This window comes from Sphingomonas fuzhouensis, from assembly GCF_034659795.1.
GTDB classification, from domain to species: domain Bacteria; phylum Pseudomonadota; class Alphaproteobacteria; order Sphingomonadales; family Sphingomonadaceae; genus Sphingomonas; species Sphingomonas fuzhouensis.
In genome coordinates, this window is sequence record NZ_JAXSQY010000002.1 from 348,186 (window position 1) to 367,703 (window position 19,518).

A 19,518-nucleotide genomic window follows, 5' to 3' on the forward strand; every position below is an offset into this window, starting at 1 on the left:
CCGGTGCGCATGACCATCCTTACCCTTGCGGCGTCATAGGCGAGCCGTGCAGCCGGAGCGTTCCAAGACCATGTATCCGGGTTCGGATGATCCGACCGCTTCGCCGAGCGAATTGTACCGGCAGTCGCTGGTCATGCGGGCGATCGGCACCCCCTTCGTCGCCGACCTGCTGGCGGCGGTGGACCGGCAGCTCGACAAGGCGCCGCTCAGCGCCGCCCTGATCCGGTCATGGGGCAATACCGCCGCCGCCTCGGCGATCGCGATGCGGATCAATGCCGCGCTTCACGCGCTGGCAAGGCGCGGTGCCGAGCCGCAGCTCGCCGCCCTATATGCCGGGGAACATCGCCGCTTCGACGAAGCCGTCGCCCTGGCGCTGGCGAGCCATGACGAATTTCTGGTCGAATGGTTGCTGCGCGTTCCCCAGACCAACGAGATCGGCCGCGCCGCGGCGCTCCATGCCGCCCTGATGGTGCTGGCGCGTGATTATGGTCACGCCTTCGAATTGTTCGAAATCGGGGCGAGCGCCGGACTCAACCTCAATCTGGCGCATTATGCCTATGATCTGGGCGGCGTGCGCGCCGGGATGCCGGAGTCGCCGGTGCGGATCGCCCCGCTATGGCGCGGCGTCCCCCCGCCCGATGCACCGGTGACCGTCCACGCGGCACGCGGCGTCGACCTCCATCCGCTTGACGTCAATGATCCGGCGGCGTGCGAGCGGCTGGCCTCCTTCATCTTCGCGGATCAGCCCGAACGCAGCGAGCGCCTGGACCGGGCGCTGGCGATCGCGCGGGCGCATCCCCCGCGTCTCGATACGGGGGATGCGGCGTCGTGGCTGGCGGCGCAACTCGCCCTGCCCGCCACGGATCATCGCCACCGGGTCGTCCTGCATTCGATGGTCCTGCAATATGTCGGCGCCGGGGACCGGGCGGCAATCGAAGCGACCGTGGCGCATGCCGGACGGGCGGCGACCGACGCGCGGCCCTTTGCCTGTATCGGTTTCGAATGGGACGATGCCCGAACCCGCGTCGAGCTGCGCCTGCGGTCCTGGCCGGACGGTCGCGACCGGGTGCTCGCCCATTGTCATCCCTATGGCGCGTGGATCGAATGGCTGGGCCCGTAAATCCCATCGCGGTGGATGAGAGGGGGCTGATTTCATGCATAATTAACCCTCAAATCATACCGATCACACCAACAAAATCCGTCATGGCCCATTAGATGCCTGCCTTCCTCCGCGTCGACTTCTGACCCTTTTGTCTGGCCGCCTGCCTTGCTGAGAGAAACGTCATCATGCTTGCGAACATGAACATCCCCAAGAAGCTGGGTGTATCATTTCTGGTGATCGGCCTGTCGGCGGCGGTCATGACGATCGTGTTCTTCGTCAACATCTGGGAGATCCGCAGCGCGACGGCGCGCAACAACCATGCGCAGGAGGTCTATGCCAAGGCGCTGACGCTGGAGACCTCGATCCTGCGCGAGAACAGCCAGTTGCGCGGTTTTCTGGTGACGGGCGACACCAGTTACCTCAAATCCTATGACGAGGCGCGCAAGGAATATGACACGACCAGCCGCGAGCTGATTCCAATGCTGACCGACCCGGCCGAGACCGCGCTGGTCGTCAAGTCGCGCGAGGAGGCGACGCGCTGGCGACGGCAATGGAGCGACCGGCTGACCGCATGGGTCAAGGCCGGACGGCGCGACGAGGCGCAACAGGCGGTGCGCGACGCGGGCAAGGCGGTGCTGACCAGCGCCATCGTCCTGCCGCTGCGCGACGTGCGCGACCAGGAAACCGCCGCGATCGCGCAGAATGCCGCCTTGCAGGACCGCGCGATCACCACCGCGATCGTCGCCCTGGTGCTGGGCGGCATCATGCTGATCGGCATCGCCGTCACGCTCCAGATGCTGCTCAGCCGCAGCATCGCCCGGCCGATCACCGCGCTGACCCGGCGCATGGCCGACCTGGCGCGCGGGCGCAACGATATCGACGTGCCCGACAGCGCCCGGTGCGACGAGCTGGGCGACATGGCGCGCGCCGTCGTCGTCTTTCGCGATGCGGCCAAGGCCAAGGTCAGCGACGACGAGGAACGCGAACGCGCATTGCAGGCGATCGGCGCGGGGCTGCACAGCCTGTCCCAGGCCGACCTGACCGTGCGGCTGACCGACGTGCCGCCCTCCTTCCATCAGCTGGCGCACGACTTCAACGACGCGGTCCAGAACCTGGCTGGCCTCACCAGCCATGTCCGCGGCAGCGCGGGCGCGATCCGCACGAACATCGAGGAAATCCGCCAGGCCACCGACCATCTCTCGGCGCGCAGCGAGCAGCAGGCCGCCAGCCTGCGCGAGACGGCGGCCGCGGTGGGCGAGATCACGCAAGGGGTGCGCGACGGCGCGGCCAATGCGGGCCAGGCCAATCGCGCGGTGACCGAGGCACGCAGCGAGGCCGAGAAGGGCGGCGAGATCGTCGCCAAGTCGATCGTGGCGATGAACGGCATCGACCAGGCCAGCCGCGAGATCGTCGACATCATCACGGTCATCGACGGCATCGCCTTCCAGACCAACCTGCTCGCCCTCAACGCCGGGGTCGAGGCGGCACGCGCGGGCGATGCGGGCAAGGGCTTTGCCGTCGTCGCCAGCGAGGTCCGTGCGCTTGCCCAGCGTTCCGCCGACGCGGCCTCCGACGTCAAGGCGCGCATCCTGTCGGCGATCGAGCATGTGAAGTCGGGCGTGGTCTTGGTCGACGAGACCGGCAACGCGCTTCACCGGATCATCGGCAAGGTGTCGGACGTCAGCGCGGTGGTCGACGTGATCGCCCGCTCGTCCGAACAACAGGCGCATAGCCTGAGCCAGGTCAACATCGCGATCGGCGAGATCGATGCGGTGACCCAGCAGAACGCCGCGATGGTCGAGGAATCCACCGCCGCCGCCACCATGCTGGCCAAGGAATGCGGTACGCTCGTCTCCTCGGTCATGCGCTTCAACGTCGATCCCGGCTTTGCCGCACCACCAAGCCCCAGGATGCGGCTCGCCTCCTGACCGGGCCACCCAGGCGTGCGCTAGACATTAAGACCTATCCTCCTCATATTGGTAATACCAATATGAGGAGGGGCAAAATGAAGATCGTTGCAGCACGGGTGATCGTCACCGCGCCGGGGCGCAATTTCGTGACCCTGAAGATCGTGACCGACCAGGGCATTTACGGGATCGGCGACGCCACGCTGAACGGTCGGGAAAAGGCCGTCGTCTCCTATCTGGAGGACCATGTCTGCCCGCTTCTGATCGGGCGGGATGCCCGGCAGATCGAGGATATCTGGCAGTTGCTGTATCGCGGCGCCTATTGGCGGCGGGGGCCGGTGACGATGCGCGCGATCGCGGCGGTCGACGTGGCGCTGTGGGATATCAAGGGCAAGGCGCTGAACACGCCGCTCTACAACCTGCTCGGCGGCCGGAGCCGTGACCGGTTGATGGTTTACGGCCATGCCAATGGCGGCGACATCGCCGAGACCGTCGATGCGGTCGGGCGCTATATCGATCTGGGGTATAAGGCGATCCGGGCACAGACCGGACTGCCCGGCGTCGAGAATGTCTATGGCGTATCGCGCAGCACGATGGTCTATGAACCCGCCAACGCCGCGCTGGCCAGCGTCACCGGCTGGGACACGCGCAAGGCGCTCAACTATGTGCCTAAGCTGTTCGACGCCTTGCGCGAAACATATGGCTTCGATCTTCATCTGCTGCATGACGCGCATCATCGCTACACGCCGCAGGAGGCGGCGAACCTCGGCAAGATGCTGGAGCCCTATCAGCTCTTCTGGCTGGAGGATGCGACCCCTGGCGAGAATCAGGAGGCCTTCCGGCTGATCCGCCAGCATACGGTGACCCCGCTTGCCGTGGGGGAGGTCTTCAATACGATCTGGGACGCCAAGGACCTGATCCAGAACCAGCTGATCGATTATATCCGCACGACGATCGTCGGCGCCGGCGGCGTAACCCATTTGCGGCGGATCGCCGATCTGGCGGGCCTCTATCAGATTCGCACCGGCTGCCACGGCGCCACCGACCTGTCGCCCGTCACCCTGGGCACCGCGATCCATTTCGATAGCTGGGTGCCCAATTTCGGCATCCAGGAATATATGAAGCACACGCCGGAAACCGACGCCGTCTTCCCGCATGACTATCATTTCGCCGACGGCTTCCTCCATTGCGGCGAGGCACCGGGCCACGGGGTCGATATCGACGAGGCCCTGGCGGCCAAATATCCCTATGAGCCCCGCCAGTTGCCGATCGCACGGCTGGAGGATGGAACGCTCTGGAACTGGTGAGCGGCCTTCAGGCCACCGGTTCCTGCTCCGCTGGCCGCAAATGCCTCAACCCGGCGATCAGGATAGCGGCGGCCAGCAGATCGAAGACCGACAGACAGGCAAAGATCGGTGCAAAGCCGATCGTATCGGCAACCTGCCCGATCGCCAGCGTCGACACCGCGCCGCCGACCCAGCCGATCTGCCCGACGAACCCCACCGCCGTCGCGACGTCGCGCTGCGGGAAGATGTCGGTGCTGAGCGTGGTGTGCAGCACGGAGATCATCGCATGGGCAAAGCCCCCGACACAGAAGAGCGCGATCGCGACATAGGGGCTCGCCGACAGCCCGATGCATCCCGGCCCGATCATCAGCATCGCGCCCAGCGATATGCCAGCCACGCGGGAGGTGATGACGGTGATCCCGAACCTGCGGACCAGAAAGGGTGACAGATAGCCCGCGAAGACCGCGCCCAGATCGGCCGCCAGGAATGGCAGCCAGGCGAGCATCGCGATGCGGCTCAAGTCCATATGATGCGTGGTCGCCAGATAGAGCGGCACCCAGAAATTGAGCGTCTGCCAGGCCGGATCGACGAAGAAGCGCGGGATGGCGATCCGCCAGAAGCGTCCGCTGGTGACGATGGCCCGCACGTCCGCCGCCCCTGCGGGCGCGATGACACGGCCGGTCAGGATATGCGCGCGCTCCGCCGCCGTGATCGCGCGGTGCCGGTCCGGCGCATCGTAGAAGAACAGCCACAAGGCGGCCCAGCCGAGCCCGACGATGCCGGTCACGACGAACGCCCAATGCCAGCTGCCGAACAGGGTGATAGCGAAGATCAGCGGCGGCGCGATCGCCGAGCCGAAGGCCGTCCCTGCGCTGAACCAGCCGGTCGCGACCGACCGTTCCTTCATCGGGAACCAGGCGGTGATCGCCTTCATGCCCGCAGGCACCAGCGCCGCCTCGGTCCCACCGAGCAGCATGCGGAAAAGCGACAATTCGATCCAGCTGCCCGCCAGCGCATGGAGGATATTGGCGATCGACCAGGCCGCCGCGAAAAAGGCGAAGCCTTTGCGCAAGCCGACACGGTCGATGACATAGCCGCATACCGGCTGCATGATCGCGTAGGAGATCAGGAAGGTGCCGACGACATAGGAATATTGCGCCGTGCTCATCCCCAGTTCGATCTTCAATTCGGGCGCGAGCACCGCCAGCGTGTTGCGGGCGACATAGTTGAGCACCGTCCCCAGAAAGATCAGGCCGACGATCCACCATCGCAGCTTGGGGATTCGTCCCCGGCGGAATCCCCCCTCGCGGTTCATTGCTCCGGCTGCCTCTCGCATATATTATGTTCTGCCTTGGCCTCTCCGCATTTGGTCTAGACCTTCATTCGTTTGCTGTCCATACTGGTATGACCAAAATGGAAGTCACAAGCGCTGGGGCGCGGTTAGGAGAGGATGATGAAGGCGCTGACCAAGGCCGTGTATCGGGGACGTGATGCCTCTTGGGCGGTGTTCGACCTCGACCTCGGCTATGAGCTACGCATCGCGTTGGTGGAGGCGGATGTGGGGCGCGTCGTCCTGCGTCGGCCGGACGGCTATCGCCTGGATCGCGGCTGGTCGATTGCGCCGGGCGGGCTGGAGCCGGGCTATGAAGGGCGTGCGCGCGACGACCTGTCGGGTTTCGCCCTGCCTGCGTCCGAGGTTCGGGAAAGCGACGGCGCCGTCACCATCGCCACGCCGGGCGGTCTGACCGCGCGCGTCCGGCTCGAACCGTTCGGCATCGCCTGGCTGCGCGCGGGCGAGGACGTGCCCTTCCTTCAGGATCGCCCCACCCAGGCCTATTTCGTGTCGCGCAAGACCAACGAACTGCGCCACTTCATGGCCCGCGAAGAGGGCGAGCGCCATTACGGTCTGGGCGATAAATCGGGTCCGCTCGACCGGACCGGCCGCCGCTTCCGCATCGATGCGGTCGATCCCTGCGGTTACGATGCCGAGGTCAGCGATCCGCTCTACAAGATGGTGCCGATGGTCGTCGTCGATGGCGATCACGGCGCGCACGGCATCTTCTATGACAATCTGGCGGTGGCCGATGTCGATCTGGGCTGCACGATCGACAATTATCACGGGCCGTTCCGCTCCTATTCGGCGGTTGACGGCGACCTGGATTATTATGTCCTGGCCGGGCCGTCGGTGCCCGATGTCGTTCGCCGTTTTTCCTGGATGACCGGGGGCCAGGCCTTTCCGCCGCGCTGGTCGCTGGGCTTCGGCCTGACGACGATGACGATCCTCGACGCACCCGATGCCGGGCGGCGGGTCGCCGCGTTCATCGAGGAGTGCAAGGCGCATGCGATCCCGTGCGAGAGTTTCCATTTCGGGTCGGGCTATACGTCGATCAACGGGCGTCGTTATGCGTTCAACTGGAACCGCGACAAGTTTCCCGATCCGGTGGGCACGCTGAAGGCGCTGCGCGATGCGGGCATGGTGCCGGTCGCCAATCTGAAGCCCTGCCTGCTCGACGATCACCCCCGGCTTCACGAAGCCGAACAGGGCGGTTTCCTGGTACAGGACAGCGCCGCCGACCAGCCTGCGGTCGCGCAATTCTGGGACGGGCTCGGCTATCATGTCGACTTCACCCACCCGGCGGGGCGGGACTGGTGGTATGACGGGATCACCACCGCGCTGCTCGACTATGGCATGGCGTCGGTGTGGAGCGACAATAACGAATATGAGATCTGGGACGAGGACGCGGTCTGCAACGGCGACGGCCGCCCCTTTCCCCAGATCCTGGCCCGCGCCGCGCAGGCGATGCTGATGCTGAAGGTCTCGCACCAGGCGCAGACCGCCCATGCGCCGGGCAAGCGCCCCTATGTCATTACCCGCGCGGGCAATGCGGGGACGTGGCGCTATGGCCAGACCTGGTCGGGGGACAATGAGACCGCCTGGAAGACGCTGCGCTTCAACCTGGCACAGGGGTTGAACATGAGCCTGACCGGCATGTTCAACACCGGGCATGACGTGGGCGGTTTCCACGGACCGACGCCCGATGCCGAGCTGTTCTGCCGCTTCGTCGAATTCTGCTGCCTGTGGCCGCGCTTCGTGATGAACAGCTGGAAGGCGAACAATGTCGTCAACGAACCCTGGATGCACCCGGAGGTCACCGACCGCATCCGCGACCTGATGCTGCTGCGGCGTCGGCTGATGCCCTATTACTACACCCAGATGTGGCGCGCCTCGACGACGGACGAGCCGGTGGTGACGCCGCTCTTCTATCACTTCCCGCAGGACCAGGGCGCGCGGGCGATCGACGATTGCTTCATGGTCGGCCCCGACCTGCTGGTCGCGCCGGTGCTGGAACAGGGCGACACCGAACGCAGCGTCTATCTGCCCGCGCATCCCGGCGGCTGGTACGACCTATATGATGGCCGCCATCATGAGGGCGGCGCGGCGGTGCAGGTCGCGGCCCCGCTCGGCCATCTCCCGCTGTTCGTGCGCAGTGGCGCGATCCTGCCGACCGCCGAGCCGAAGGATGGCGGCGACACCTGCACGCTATGGGTGTTCGGCAAGGCCGGGGACGGCGCCACAAGCCAGCTGTTCCTGGATGATGGCGAACAGGCCGACTGGCGTGAAGGCGGCCTGCAACTGCGGTTCGAGCTGCGCGCGGGGCCGGATGGGCGGACGCTGTCGGCGACCAGCGAGGGGGCCTATCGCCCCGCCTCGCCGGCGATCGATATCCGCGTGGTCGATGGCGATCCCGTCACCGTCGATACGGCGACCTTCCCGGCCTTCCTGACCCCCAAGGTCGCCTGAACGAAACGACCGGCGCGCCTGGAGTGCGATGGTCCAATGCGTCATTGCGAGCGTAGCGAAGCAATCCAGAGCGTCTTGCCCGGACACCGGATTGCTTCGCTGCGCTCGCAATGACGAAGCTATCTCATGTCATCGGTCGGTTTTTACGCGGTGAGATTGACAAAGACCCCAGCCTGCACCGGAGCGGCCGTCCGTCAGGGGCGATAGTCGAACCGCATGCCGATCGCGCGGCTCGGCTGGAACCCCTTCCACACCGTCGCCGCGGGTGGACCGGGACTATAGCGCGCGACCCGACCGACCGGTGCGTCCGGCCAGCGCCCCGCATCGGAATCCGGCGTCAGGTCATCCAGATAGGCTTCCATCGCCCGGTCTCCCTTCACATAGCGATCGAGGAAGGCGGTGATGAAATGCGCCTGGATCGGTAACAGCCGGTCCTTGCGCCAGACGGCATCCTCGAACCAGTCGAAGTTCCAGTAATTGGTCCGCATCGACGGCGGCGCGCCGGTCAAGGCGATGCTATGCCCCGCCTGTCGGAAGGTCAGCAGATAGCGAGCGGCCGGTGCGGGTGCCTCGAACAGCGCACGCACCGCGTCATAGCCGACGACACGGTCCCGATCGCCGACAATGAACAGCGTCGGGGCGGCAACCGCCCCGGCCCCTGTTCCCGTCCATAGCGGCACACCGCTCAAGCGTGCGGCCGGTGCGATGGCGACGACCGCCTTCACCCCCTTGGCATGCAGCGCATCGGCCTGTGCGCCACCGGCGGCGAAGGGCGCCAACAGGCCCCGGCTCAAATCCGCCATGCGCGGGTTCAGCGGCGCGCCGCCGACGGTCAGCACGCCGTAACCCCCCATCGAATAGCCGATCAGCGCCGTCCGCTCCGGATCGACGCTCGCGAAGATTCCCTCCCGCGCACCCGCGCGGCGCTGCGCTTCGGCGGTGACGAAAGCGATGTCCAGCGGACGCCGCGTGATGGGGCCCGCCCGTGCCGCATCGGTCCTGATGCTGATCGGCGGATCGCGAAACGCCGGAGCGACGACGACATAGCCCTTGCTCGCCAGATTCTCGCCCAGCCAGGACAGCACCGCCGGGCTGTTGCCATAGCCATGGGCCAGGATCACCAGCGGGAAACGCCCCGCCGCGACCGGCAGGTCGGCGGTCGCCAGTCCGGGCAGGTCGAAGGGTACGTCGCGGCCATCTTCGCCCGACAAGGCGGTGTGATAGACAATCCCCCTGCCCGCCCCGGCCGCCGGATACCAGATCGTCAGCGGCAGGTGCCGGTCGGCGATCGCCGGTCGCTCGTCGCCGTGCAGCGGGTCGGCCTGGCGCGGCTGGACGAATTCGCTGTTCGTCACGCCGATCGGATAACGGCCCAGCCGGGCCAGTTCCGGTGCGTCGATCCCCGGCCGGGCGGGGGCGTCCAGGTCCGGGGTGGTGGCGATGCCGTTCGATGCCGCCGCGCCCGCCAGGGTCGTGCCGACCATCATGGCGATCAGGAACCGCATCGCCACCCCTTCGTCAGAAGTTCAGGCCAAGGCGCAGCCCCGCATAGCGCCGGAAATCGCGCGGCAGCACCGCCTGGGTCGCGATATTGCCGCCGAAATTGCCCGACGTATTCACCAGCGAACCATAATATTGCTTGTCGAACAGGTTGTTGACGAAGGCGATCAACTCCCATTTGCGCTCCGCCTGCCGCACGCCGAGCCCGATATTGACGATGCTATAGGCGGGTTGGAAGGTCTGCGGATCGCGCGGCTGGAAGAAGACGCTGCTCTGATATTGCCAGTTTGCCTGCGCGACGCCGCGCAAATCGGCGGTCAGGGCAGGCGCATATTCGCCGCCGATGTTGAACTTCCACTTCGGCGCCTGGATCGCGGTGGTGCCGGTCAGGTTCTGGCGCGCCGGTGAGCCGGTGCAGCCTTGCGCGGCAGTCTGCAGCGGATAGCATTGCGCCGCATCGAACCTGGCATATTTCGCATCGAGATAGGTCACGCCACCGTTGAGATTCAGGTCCTCACCGATCCGCGCGGAGGATTCCAGTTCGATCCCCTTCGTATTCAGTCGGCCGACATTGGTCAGGCGATAGTTGAACGAGCCGTCCGGCAGCGTCTCGATCGTCTGGGCCTGAAGATCGCGATAGGTGGTGTCGAAGAAGGTCAGGTTGGCGGTCAGGCGCCGCTCGAAGAATTGGGTACGGATGCCCAGTTGCTTGTCGCGCGACCGCTCCGGCTTGATCGGCCCGGCGAGCAGGCGATTGCGGTTGAAACCCGTCGTCAGGTCGAAGGTCTGGCCCTTATAGCCGGTCGCATAGCTGATGAACGCATTGATGTCGGGCGTGAATTCATAGCGAAGGCTGGCGCGATAGGTGGCCGCGGTATCGCTGGCATGATCGCGATACGTCGCGTTGTTGAGATAGTCGTTATAGACGAACGACACCCGCTCGTTCTGCAATCGCGCGCCGCCGGTCAGCACCAGCTTTGGCACGATCGTCCAGTCCGCCTGGACGAAGCCCGCAAATTGCCGCGAGCTTTGCGAACCGAACCAGTTGGCGAGCGCGAAATAGGGGCCGCGATAAATGGGGCGGCTGATCCGCACGAACGCGGCATAGGCGCCGATCGTGTAGCGGAACGGCTTGGCGGCGTCCGACTGCAAGCGCACTTCGTCGGTATATTGCAGCGAGTCGAACTTGCCGAGCTGGTTGTTGTTGCCCACCGTTGCGGGTGCGGAGGTATCGTCCTGGTCCAGCACGTCCTTCATATGAAAACGGTCATAGGAGGTGATCGTCGTCAGGGTCATCGAACCGAGCCCGATCTCGCCCCGGATATAACCGCCGCCGCCCTCATAATCGTTGCGTGAGTTGAAGTTGTTGCTGATATCCTGATTGTCGGGACCAATATTCACCCCCGGCAGCACGACCGCCGGGGTCAGCGCCGCGATGCCGCGCAACCGGGCATTGGGCGACATGCGGATGAAGGGGCGGCCCACCGTGCTGTTGCCGTTGACATAATTGGCCGAGACGGTGAGCGAGGCGTCGTCCGTCGGGCTCCACCGCAGCTTGCCGCGCAGGTTCACCGCCCGGCGGCCACCCACTTCCTTGCCGTTGAACAGATTCCGGACATTGCCGTCCCAGTTATTATAGGCTGCGGAGACGATATAGCCCAGGTCCGGTGAGATCGGCCCCGACACACTGAAATTGGCGCCCTGTTCCTGGTCGTTGGTGACGACGGCATTGGCGCGGACCTGCAATTCCGATGTCGGATTGCGCGTGATGAGGTTGACCAGACCGGCCGAGGCCGATTTGCCGTACAAGGTGCTCTGCGGCCCGCGCAACACCTCGATCCGCTGGATATCCGGCAAGTCGGTAAAGGCGCGCGCCTGGAACGGTAGCGGGACTTCGTCGACCAGCACCGCGACGCTCGACTCGACGCCGACGCCAAATGCGAAGGTGCCGACGCCGCGCAGCGAGATGTTGGAATTTTGCGGCTGTTCGGCGGGACGCACGACCAGCGAGGGTGAGACCTTGCCGATATCGGCAAAGTTGCGCACCCCTGCCACCGCCAATTGGGCCGGAGAGACGACGGAGACGGCAAGCGGCACGCGTTGCAGATTTTCCGCGCGCTTGTTGGCCGTCACGATGATCTCACCGACGCTGGCCTCGCTCGCATCCGGCGTCGTTGCATCCTGGGGCGGTGTGGTGGGGTCGGCTTGGGCCGATGCGGAAGCGGGCGCTCCGCTGGCTTGGGCCTGGACGGTGGTCGCTGTGGCCAGCGAGACGATCAAAGCCGGAATCGCAACGGATGCGCGCAGGAATAGCATGGGCCCCTCCCCTTCAATTGATGCTCCGGCTCTGATGGCCGTCTGTCATCAATCTTACCGATAGGCCTTACCAATGCAATCGCTTTTGTTTTTACCAATATTCGTCAAGCGATTTGACATGATGGCTGAATTTTCCGCCAACAATTCAGCATGTTACGGCGAGCGCCCTTGCGTAAGCAGCAAGAAAGCGGTCCTTCGCAGGCGTTTGCGACCGTCGTGCAGAATGGCTTATCGGCGCAGATGGCGAGTCAGCCAGGACCGGATCGGTTGGTCCCAGACCCGCCACGCCACCACCGCGAACAGGACCGTGAAGACATAGAGCGACACCGCCACTACCGCCGTCGTTCCGCCGGATGCCGGGTTCGTCACCACCCAGTTCATATAGACATACACGAACGGATAATGGGTGATGTACAGCGGATAGGATAACCGCCCCGCCGCCTTGCACAGCCGCAGCGCCATCGGTCCGCCCGCCGAATGCTGCCCCGCGACCAGGATCAGGGGAAACAGGATCAGGACGCAAACCGCCTGATAGACACCGTTCAGCTTCACGCCGCCCAGCTCCGGCCATACCGGTACGGCGAACAGGACCAGCAACATCAGGCTGAGCGGCACGAAGCCCAGCCTGATCCGCGGCCAATGCGCCCGCGTCCGATACAGCAGCAATCCGGCGAGAAAGGGGTAGGCCAGCCGCACCGGCGCGCCCCAGAAATTCTCCAGCCCCCAGCCCGTGTCATAGGAGCCGAGCGTCAATGCCGTCGCGGCGGACACCAGCGCCGCCATGATCGTCAGCGCGACCAGCGGCCGCACGCCCAACCGCCGCAGCACCAGCGCATAGGCGAGATTGGCGATATATTCCTGAAACAGCGTCCAGGCAGGCGCATTGAGCGGATGGCTGTCGCCCAATCGATTGGGCAGCGGGGCCGAGGGCAAGGCCAGCAGCGCCGCGACAAAGGCCAGACCGATCAGCATAGCGGACGCATTCTGACGATCCCCGGCAAAGGGATCGACCAGATAGCTGACCAATCCCAATATCGCGCCCAGCACCACCAGCGGGTGCAGGCGGATCAGACGCTGGGTCAGGAACCCGCGCACGGTCATCGTCGCCCAGCGATCGTCATAGGCATAGCCGACGACGAACCCGGACAGCGCAAAGAAGAAATCGACCGCCAGATAGGCATGGGGCAGCAACAGCCGGTCCGGCTGGAACAGCACGGTGATGCCCTGGATATGGAACGCCACCACCAGCAGTGCCGCGGTGCCGCGCAGTCCGTCCAGTATCTCGAAATGCGGCTTGCCCCGACGGGTCGCGTCGGGGACGGGATCGGGCCGCTCGCTCATCGGACGACCGGTCGTGCCGGATTGCCGATCACGGTCGCCCCCCGCGCCACGTCGCGGGTCACGACGCTGCCCGCGCCGATAATGGCGTCGTCGCCGATCGTCACGCCCGGCAGGATCAGCGCGCCGCCACCGATCCAGACATTGGCCCCGATGCGGATCGGCCGCCCATATTCCAGCCCCTGCGCCCGCAGCGCCGGATCGCGCGGATGGTCGGCGGTCAGGATTTGTACGCCGGGCCCGATCTGCGTGCCCGCACCGATCTCGACCCCGACCACGTCGAGGATGACGCAGCCGAAGTTCAGGAAGACCCGCTCGCCCAGGGCGATATTATAGCCATAGTCGCAGTGGAACGGCGGCCGGACCACCGCCCCCGCCCCGACCTGGCCGAGCCCCTCGACCAGCAGCGCATGGCGATCGGCCGCGTCCCAGGCCAGCGAAGCGTTATAGCGTTCCATCCACGCCGCCGCGCGGGCCGCATCGGCGGCGAGTTCGGAATCGTCGGCGGTATAGAGCTCGCCCGCCAGCATGCGCTGCTTCTGGGTCATGGGCGTCAGCTCAGATCGTGCAGGTCTTTGCCGAGCGGCGCGGTGATGCGCAGGTCGGAGAAGCGCACCTCCAACCCTTCGCGCTCCGGCGTACAGGCCATCGGCCCCACCCGATAGCTCTTGGCGACCGGGAACGGTGCCAACCGGACCAGCGGCCAGTGTTTGCCATCGGCCGACACCTGCAACCGCAACACACCCTTGGCGACGGTCGCGCGCATCCAGAAATCGGCGGCATCGCCCTCATAGGGGCCGGTCGCCCAGTCCGAGCGGCCGTCGGTCAGCACACTGCTGAGCATCGCGCGACCATCGGACAGCTCGATCCCCGCCTTCACCCAGCGCCGTTCGTCGAGCCGCACCATGATACCGGCCTGGTCATATAGTTTTTCGTAACGCCCCCGGATGCGCAGCTGCGCGGTGAAGGCATCCCCGGTCGGAAAGCCCAGGAAATGCCCGCTGTCGCGCGTGAAGCCATAATGCGTCTCGCGCCAGAAGTCGGTGCCGCGATCGGTGACCAGCGTCAGGTTGCCATCCCCATCGACATGCCATGTCTTGGGCGCGTTCAGCCAGACACCGTCGTTTCGGCCGAGGACGGTCTTGCCTGCCGGAGGCCGCACCGCCGCGCCCGCCACCGACGGCACGCCCAGCGCCACCGCGCTCCCCAGGATCGCCCGGCGCGACAGCCGCGGTTCCTCCATCTTTCTTCCTTTCCGTTTTGCGATAGGGCGCACAAAGCCCCTGCCCGATTTCGGCAGCATGTGTACATTTGTACACATTCAATGCAACGGAGTTTTCGCATGACCGATCGATCAGTGCGGCGAAACGATCCGGCACGACGGCAACGCATCGTCGCGGCCACGCTGGAAGTGATCGCCGAACATGGCGTGCCGGGCACTACCCATCGCCGCATCGCGGCGGCGGCCGAGGTGCCGCTGGGGTCGGTCACCTATTATTTCGACTCCCTGGAAACGCTGCTGGCCGCCGCCTTCCTGCAATTGGCGGAGGAATCCTCGGACGCCTTTCGCACCCGCATGGCGCAGGCCACCGACCGCGACAGCGCGCGTGAGGCGATCATCGACATCATCGCCGGCTCGGTCTGGGCAGAGCCGCGCACCCTGTTGCTCAGCTATGAGCTTTACGCCTTCGCCGCGCGCCACCCCTCGGTCTCGACGGTGATGCAGCGATGGATGAACAACAGCCGTGCCGCGCTGGAACGCTTCTTCGATCCGCTGACGACCCGCGCGCTGGATGCTTTGGTGGAGGGGATCGGCATCCACAATTCGATCGATCCCAACCCATTGGAGCGAAATGCGATTCGGGACATCGTGCACCGGATCACCAACGGCGCGGCGTGAACGAAAGCCCGCCGCGATCATTGTGCGAAGGATCATTTCATCCCGATCCGGAGAAGCATCGATGAAGACCAGCGGTAACACGATCCTGATGACGGGCGGCGGCAGCGGTATCGGCGAGGCGCTGGCGCACCGTTTCCACGATCGCGGCGACACCGTCATCATCGCCGGACGCCGCCGCGAGGCGCTGGAAAAGGCGGCGAAGGGGCGGGAGCGCATCCATGTCGTCACGCTCGATGTCGAGGATGCGGCGGCGGTCGACGCCTTCGCCAGGCAGATCGTCGCCGACTTCCCCGCGCTGAACGTGCTGTTCAACAATGCGGGCATCATGAAGTTCGAGGACCTGACTCAGCGCCGCGACCTGTCGGATGCCGAGGCGACGCTGACCACCAATATCCTGGGCCCGATCCGGCTGACCAATGCGCTGATCGATCATCTGACCCAGCAGCCCGACGCCGCGATCGTCAACGTGACCTCGGGCCTGGCCTTCGTGCCGCTGGTCGCCGCGCCGACCTATTCGGCGACCAAGGCGGCGATCCATTCCTATACCGTGTCGCTGCGCACCCAACTGGCGGGCAAGGTCGAGGTGATCGAGCTGGCCCCGCCGGGCGTGCAGACCGATCTGACGCCGGGCCAGGCGCATCGTCCGGGCTATGTGCCGCTCGAGGAATTTGCCGATGCGGTCGCCGCGCAGTTCGCGCAAACGCCGACCCCGTCCGAAATCCTAGTCGAGCAGGTCCGCCCTTTCCGCATGGCCGAGCGCGAGGGCAAATTCGACGAGACGCTTGCGGCCCTGACCAAGCGCGCCGCCGAACAGCGGGCGGCGGGCGACCGCATCCAGTCGGGCAACTGAGGCTTGGGAACGGGCAACGGGTCGGCTATGGACGGCCATGGATTTCGACCAGTTGCTCGTCCGCTTCTTCGGCACCGAAGAGATTGCCGACCTCTCCCCCGACCAGCTCAGCGCCGGGGTGGATCGGCTGCGCGTCCAGTTCGGGCTGGAGCGTGACAGCGGCCGCCGCTTCGCGCTGTGGTGCCTGGCCTATATGATCGGCGTCGCGCCCGACATCGACGACGCGTTCGAGAATGAGGATGACCGCGAGGCCGCGCGCGACTTCATGGACAGCGTCGACAGCGAGATGGACGAAGAGGAAGAGGATTGATTGGATCTTTCACTCCTCCCCTGGAAGGGGAGGTGGCAGGCCGCCAGGCCTGACGGAGGGGTGTCACCCTCTCGATAGCGGGACACCCCTCCACCATGCTGCGCATGGTCCCCCTCCCCTTGCAGGGGAGGAAGATTATTCAGGACTATCTTCAACCCGCAGCGACCATGCGCTGCGTCTGTTCGCCCAGCTTGTCGATGCCCAGGCGCACCGTCTGGCCCGCGCGCAGGTAGACCGGCGGCTTCTGGCCCATACCGACGCCCTGGGGCGTACCGGTCGAGATGATGTCGCCCGGCTCCAGCGTGCAGAACTGGCTGACATAGGAGACCAGCTCGGCGACCGGGAAGATCATGTCGGCGGTGCTGCTGTCCTGATAGCGCTTGCCATCGACGTCCAGCCACAGGCGCAGGTCCTGCGGATCGCCCACCTCGTCCGCCGTGACCAGCCATGGGCCGGTCGGGCCGAACGTGTCGCAGCCCTTGCCCTTGTCCCAGGTGCCGCCGCGTTCGAGCTGGAAGGCGCGCTCCGACACATCGTGCACGACGCAATAGCCCGCGACGTGCGATAGCGCCTCGTCCTGGGTGAGATAGCGACCACGCGTGCCGATGACGACGCCCAGTTCGACTTCCCAATCGGTCTTTTCCGATCCGCGCGGGATTTCGACATCGTCATTGGGGCCGACGACGGCGCTGCCCCACTTGCCGAAGATGACCGGCTCGGCGGGGATGGGCAGATTGCTCTCGGCGGCATGGGCGCGGTAGTTCAGGCCGATACAGATGAACTTGCCCGGACGCGCGACGCACGATCCCAGGCGGGGATTGCCCTCGACCACGGGCAGCGCCTCGGGATCGAGCACAGCGATCGCGGCCAGGCCCTCAGGCGTCAGACGATCGCCCGCCAGGTCGCCCAGCGCCTCGGGCAGGGCACGGATACGGCCCTGATCGTCCAGAAGTCCGGCGCGCTCACGCCCCATTTCGCCATAACGCAACAACTTCATCCGTCGATCTCCTTGTTCGTGATCCCGGCATCGATGCCGGTGGTGAATTCGTGTCTGCCCGCCTCAGGGATGGTCGCTCCGGCGGAAAATGCAGGGCCTCTCCACCCAGCCCTGCTGCCCTGCCAGTGAAGCGCGTCCATGCGGCGTTGCCAGCGTCATCGGAGGGTCAGACCATGCCCAGGATAGGGCAACAGGCCAGGTCGCCCAGGCGACGCCCGGCATCGGCCGATGGCTTGGGGCTGGCCGAACGGGTGCGGGCACGGACGGGCTTGGTCATCATCTCCTTCCCTAACGCCTTGATGGTAGTAGCGCTACCGGCGCCGATGCCCCTCTGGTCGATCGGCGGCTTCCTCGGTCCTTCTCCGGCCGGAGCCCGGCGGCATCGATCACCGTACGATCGGGGTCCGGCGATGGGTCATGGGAGGAAGGCCGATTATTCTCGGCGAAAGCGCCCGTCAGACCGACAAGCTACGATCCTCGGCCAGCTTCAGGCACAGATCGGCGCGGCCGGGCATCTCGGCCCAGATATGGCGGGTCAGCCGCTCATAATGGCTGACGAAGCGGGCGAGCTGGGCCGCATCCATCACCCCGACCCCGCCACCCCGCTTGCGACGCAACGCCTCTTCCTGCTGGGCGCGCCAGCGCAGGACGGTCGGCCAGTCGGGCGCCACCATCAACACCAGGGCACCGATAGCATCGAACAATGCCGGATAGTCGGTCGCCAGTGCCGCGTTGACGTGGCGCCGCCAGATGCCGTCGGCATCCTCCTGCGCCTCCAGTACATTGATCGGCGTTGCCAGATCGGCCTCGGCCTGCGGCCTGGCCCCGACGCACCACCCCTCGAAGATCAGCAGCGCGCACCCCGCAGGTGCACGCAGCCAGGTCGCCATCGGGGCACGGTCGTCGATCGCCTTGTCGAAACGCGGCAAGGGCACCGCCTCGCCCCGTGCGACCGCCGCGATCGTGTCGACGCCCAGCGCCACGTCATGCGTTCCAGGTACGCCGCGCGTCGCAAACAGCGGATGCACCGTGCGCGCCAGCCGCTGTCGTTCGGCACGGGTGAGATAGAGATCGTCGAGCGACAGGATCGCGCTCTTCTCGACCTGCGCGGCCAGGCGTCCGGCGACGGTCGACTTGCCGCTCCCTTGCGCACCGCATAGGCCCAGGATCAGCGGCGGATCGCCCGCGCGACGCTGCGCCAGCCGCTCCGCGACCAGCGCTGCGATCGCCGTTTCAGGCGACACGATCGGCGGGCTCCTCGCCCCGATCGAAGGCGGCGAGATTGGCCGCCGCGCGCATGCCCATCGCGGTCCGCGCCTCGATCGTCGCGCTGCCCAGATGCGGCAGCAGCACGGCGCGTGGATGCGCCAGCAGGCCGGGATGCACCTGCGGCTCATGCTCATAGACGTCCAGGCCGACGCCGCCGATCTTCCCCTCGTGCAGCGCCTCGACCAGCGCGCCCTCGTCGATCACCGGCCCGCGTGCGGTGTTCACGATGATCGCATGCGGCTGCATCCGCGACAGCAGTGCCGCATCGACCAGATGGTGCGTCGCCGCGCCGCCAGGAACGTGCAGCGACAGGACATCGCACGCCGCCGCCAGCACCGTGGGCGAGGCCATGCGGGTCGCCGCCAGCGCCTGCTCCACCGCGGGGTCGGCGGCCGACCGACTGGCATAGCGGATACGCATCCCCAGCCCGCGCGCCTTGGCCGCCGTTGCCTGTGCGATCCGGCCGAAACCGATCAGCCCCAGCGTCTTGCCCGACAGCCCCTGCCCGATCAGATGCGAGGGCCGCCAGCCGGTCCAGCCGCCGCTGCGCAGCTCGCGTTCCCCCTCGCCCGCCCGGCGCGCCGTCATCAGCATCAGCAGGACCGCGATCTCCGCCGTCGCCTCGGTCAACACATCGGGGGTGTTCGTCACGACCACCCCGGCCGCGCGCGCCGCCGCCAGATCGATATGATCCACCCCGGCCCCGTAATTGGCGAGGATACGGACCCGCCTGCCCGGCACGGTCAGCAGTTCCGCGTCGATCCGGTCGGTGATCGTTGGCATCCACGCGTCATAGTCGGTCATCGCCTGCTTCAGCGCGTCCCGGTCGAGCGGCCGGTCGTCGGCGCTCAACACCGTGTCCCAGGTTTCGACCAGATGCCGCTCGACGGTTTCGGGAAGACGACGCGTAACGAGCAGCTTGAGCCTGTCGGTCATGGTGA

Annotated in this window: 16 protein-coding genes; 7 read left to right on the forward strand and 9 right to left on the reverse strand. The window is 66.1% G+C overall.

All coding sequences use genetic code 11. The features are described from left to right. The first annotated feature begins 46 nt into the window (after window positions 1–46). The 3 genes from U1H82_RS06140 to manD all read left to right on the forward strand — a co-directional run bounded on the left by U1H82_RS06140 (window position 47) and on the right by manD (window position 4,316). Entirely contained in the window at window positions 47–1,120 is a 1,074-nt protein-coding gene (locus tag U1H82_RS06140; RefSeq protein WP_322964038.1) for a DUF2332 domain-containing protein, read from the forward strand. A 167-nt stretch (window positions 1,121–1,287) separates the two neighbouring features. Continuing rightward, on the forward strand, window positions 1,288–3,030 hold the full coding sequence (locus U1H82_RS06145; protein ID WP_322964039.1) for a methyl-accepting chemotaxis protein: 1,743 nt from the start codon (window positions 1,288–1,290) through the stop codon (window positions 3,028–3,030). Between the two features lie 77 nt (window positions 3,031–3,107). Beyond that, complete coding sequence (gene manD, locus U1H82_RS06150) at window positions 3,108–4,316, forward strand: D-mannonate dehydratase ManD (protein ID WP_322964040.1); 1,209 nt, start codon at window positions 3,108–3,110, stop codon at window positions 4,314–4,316. Window positions 4,317–4,323: 7 nt separating this feature from the next. Here the strand turns inward: manD and U1H82_RS06155 are convergent, their stop codons facing one another. After that, window positions 4,324–5,610 carry an MFS transporter gene (locus U1H82_RS06155; protein WP_322964041.1) on the reverse strand — a complete coding sequence of 429 codons (1,287 nt, stop codon included), beginning with the start codon at window positions 5,608–5,610 and terminating at the stop codon, window positions 4,324–4,326. Between the two features lie 138 nt (window positions 5,611–5,748). On the opposite strand from U1H82_RS06155, the gene U1H82_RS06160 reads away from it, so the two are divergent. Then, window positions 5,749–8,097 (forward strand): glycoside hydrolase family 31 protein, encoded by a 2,349-nt coding sequence (locus U1H82_RS06160; protein WP_322964042.1) that lies wholly within the window; start codon window positions 5,749–5,751, stop codon window positions 8,095–8,097. 194 nt (window positions 8,098–8,291) lie between these two features. Here the strand turns inward: U1H82_RS06160 and U1H82_RS06165 are convergent, their stop codons facing one another. The 5 genes from U1H82_RS06165 to U1H82_RS06185 form a co-directional block, all read right to left on the reverse strand. Further along, on the reverse strand, window positions 8,292–9,602 hold the full coding sequence (locus tag U1H82_RS06165) for an alpha/beta hydrolase family protein (protein WP_322964043.1): 1,311 nt from the start codon (window positions 9,600–9,602) through the stop codon (window positions 8,292–8,294). A gap of 13 nt (window positions 9,603–9,615) precedes the next feature. Then, a complete protein-coding gene (locus U1H82_RS06170) occupies window positions 9,616–11,913 on the reverse strand; it encodes a TonB-dependent receptor (protein ID WP_322964044.1) in 2,298 nt (765 codons plus the stop codon). A 228-nt stretch (window positions 11,914–12,141) separates the two neighbouring features. After that, window positions 12,142–13,254 (reverse strand): acyltransferase family protein, encoded by a 1,113-nt coding sequence (locus U1H82_RS06175; protein ID WP_322964045.1) that lies wholly within the window; start codon window positions 13,252–13,254, stop codon window positions 12,142–12,144. Then, complete coding sequence (locus U1H82_RS06180) at window positions 13,251–13,799, reverse strand: sugar O-acetyltransferase (RefSeq protein ID WP_322964047.1); 549 nt, start codon at window positions 13,797–13,799, stop codon at window positions 13,251–13,253. The genes U1H82_RS06175 and U1H82_RS06180 overlap by 4 nt, the downstream gene beginning before the upstream one ends. Before the next feature lie 5 nt (window positions 13,800–13,804). Further along, complete coding sequence (locus U1H82_RS06185) at window positions 13,805–14,494, reverse strand: DUF1349 domain-containing protein (protein ID WP_322964048.1); 690 nt, start codon at window positions 14,492–14,494, stop codon at window positions 13,805–13,807. Window positions 14,495–14,593: 99 nt separating this feature from the next. On the opposite strand from U1H82_RS06185, the gene U1H82_RS06190 reads away from it, so the two are divergent. From U1H82_RS06190 to U1H82_RS06200, 3 genes are all read left to right on the forward strand, one after another. Beyond that, window positions 14,594–15,151 (forward strand): TetR/AcrR family transcriptional regulator, encoded by a 558-nt coding sequence (locus U1H82_RS06190; protein WP_322964049.1) that lies wholly within the window; start codon window positions 14,594–14,596, stop codon window positions 15,149–15,151. A 61-nt stretch (window positions 15,152–15,212) separates the two neighbouring features. After that, on the forward strand, window positions 15,213–16,001 hold the full coding sequence (locus U1H82_RS06195) for an SDR family oxidoreductase (RefSeq protein ID WP_322964050.1): 789 nt from the start codon (window positions 15,213–15,215) through the stop codon (window positions 15,999–16,001). A 37-nt stretch (window positions 16,002–16,038) separates the two neighbouring features. Continuing rightward, window positions 16,039–16,311, forward strand: a complete 273-nt coding sequence (locus U1H82_RS06200) for a hypothetical protein (protein WP_322964051.1) — start codon at window positions 16,039–16,041, stop codon at window positions 16,309–16,311. Between the two features lie 151 nt (window positions 16,312–16,462). Here U1H82_RS06200 and U1H82_RS06205 read toward each other — a convergent pair whose 3' ends face one another. From U1H82_RS06205 to U1H82_RS06215, 3 genes are all read right to left on the reverse strand, one after another. Next, window positions 16,463–17,308 (reverse strand): fumarylacetoacetate hydrolase family protein, encoded by an 846-nt coding sequence (locus tag U1H82_RS06205; RefSeq protein WP_322964052.1) that lies wholly within the window; start codon window positions 17,306–17,308, stop codon window positions 16,463–16,465. Between the two features lie 455 nt (window positions 17,309–17,763). Continuing rightward, window positions 17,764–18,552 carry a kinase gene (locus U1H82_RS06210; protein ID WP_322964053.1) on the reverse strand — a complete coding sequence of 263 codons (789 nt, stop codon included), beginning with the start codon at window positions 18,550–18,552 and terminating at the stop codon, window positions 17,764–17,766. Continuing rightward, window positions 18,542–19,513 (reverse strand): 2-hydroxyacid dehydrogenase, encoded by a 972-nt coding sequence (locus U1H82_RS06215; RefSeq protein ID WP_322964054.1) that lies wholly within the window; start codon window positions 19,511–19,513, stop codon window positions 18,542–18,544. The genes U1H82_RS06210 and U1H82_RS06215 overlap by 11 nt, the downstream gene beginning before the upstream one ends. Window positions 19,514–19,518 lie beyond the last annotated feature (5 nt).

Excerpts from the sequence above, each read along its gene's own strand:
- U1H82_RS06190 (WP_322964049.1), top strand. The coding sequence starts at position 14,594 with ATGACCGATCGATCAGTGCGGCGAAACGATCCGGCACGACGGCAACGC.
- U1H82_RS06195 (WP_322964050.1), top strand. The coding sequence starts at position 15,213 with ATGAAGACCAGCGGTAACACGATCCTGATGACGGGCGGCGGCAGCGGT.
- manD (WP_322964040.1), top strand. The coding sequence starts at position 3,108 with ATGAAGATCGTTGCAGCACGGGTGATCGTCACCGCGCCGGGGCGCAAT.
- U1H82_RS06180 (WP_322964047.1), bottom strand. The coding sequence starts at position 13,799 with ATGACCCAGAAGCAGCGCATGCTGGCGGGCGAGCTCTATACCGCCGAC.
- U1H82_RS06145 (WP_322964039.1), top strand. The coding sequence starts at position 1,288 with ATGCTTGCGAACATGAACATCCCCAAGAAGCTGGGTGTATCATTTCTG.
- U1H82_RS06160 (WP_322964042.1), top strand. The coding sequence starts at position 5,749 with ATGAAGGCGCTGACCAAGGCCGTGTATCGGGGACGTGATGCCTCTTGG.
- U1H82_RS06155 (WP_322964041.1), bottom strand. The coding sequence starts at position 5,610 with ATGAACCGCGAGGGGGGATTCCGCCGGGGACGAATCCCCAAGCTGCGA.
- U1H82_RS06200 (WP_322964051.1), top strand. The coding sequence starts at position 16,039 with ATGGATTTCGACCAGTTGCTCGTCCGCTTCTTCGGCACCGAAGAGATT.
- U1H82_RS06185 (WP_322964048.1), bottom strand. The coding sequence starts at position 14,494 with ATGGAGGAACCGCGGCTGTCGCGCCGGGCGATCCTGGGGAGCGCGGTG.
- U1H82_RS06175 (WP_322964045.1), bottom strand. The coding sequence starts at position 13,254 with ATGAGCGAGCGGCCCGATCCCGTCCCCGACGCGACCCGTCGGGGCAAG.
- U1H82_RS06215 (WP_322964054.1), bottom strand. The coding sequence starts at position 19,513 with ATGACCGACAGGCTCAAGCTGCTCGTTACGCGTCGTCTTCCCGAAACC.
- U1H82_RS06165 (WP_322964043.1), bottom strand. The coding sequence starts at position 9,602 with ATGCGGTTCCTGATCGCCATGATGGTCGGCACGACCCTGGCGGGCGCG.
- U1H82_RS06205 (WP_322964052.1), bottom strand. The coding sequence starts at position 17,308 with ATGAAGTTGTTGCGTTATGGCGAAATGGGGCGTGAGCGCGCCGGACTT.
- U1H82_RS06170 (WP_322964044.1), bottom strand. The coding sequence starts at position 11,913 with ATGCTATTCCTGCGCGCATCCGTTGCGATTCCGGCTTTGATCGTCTCG.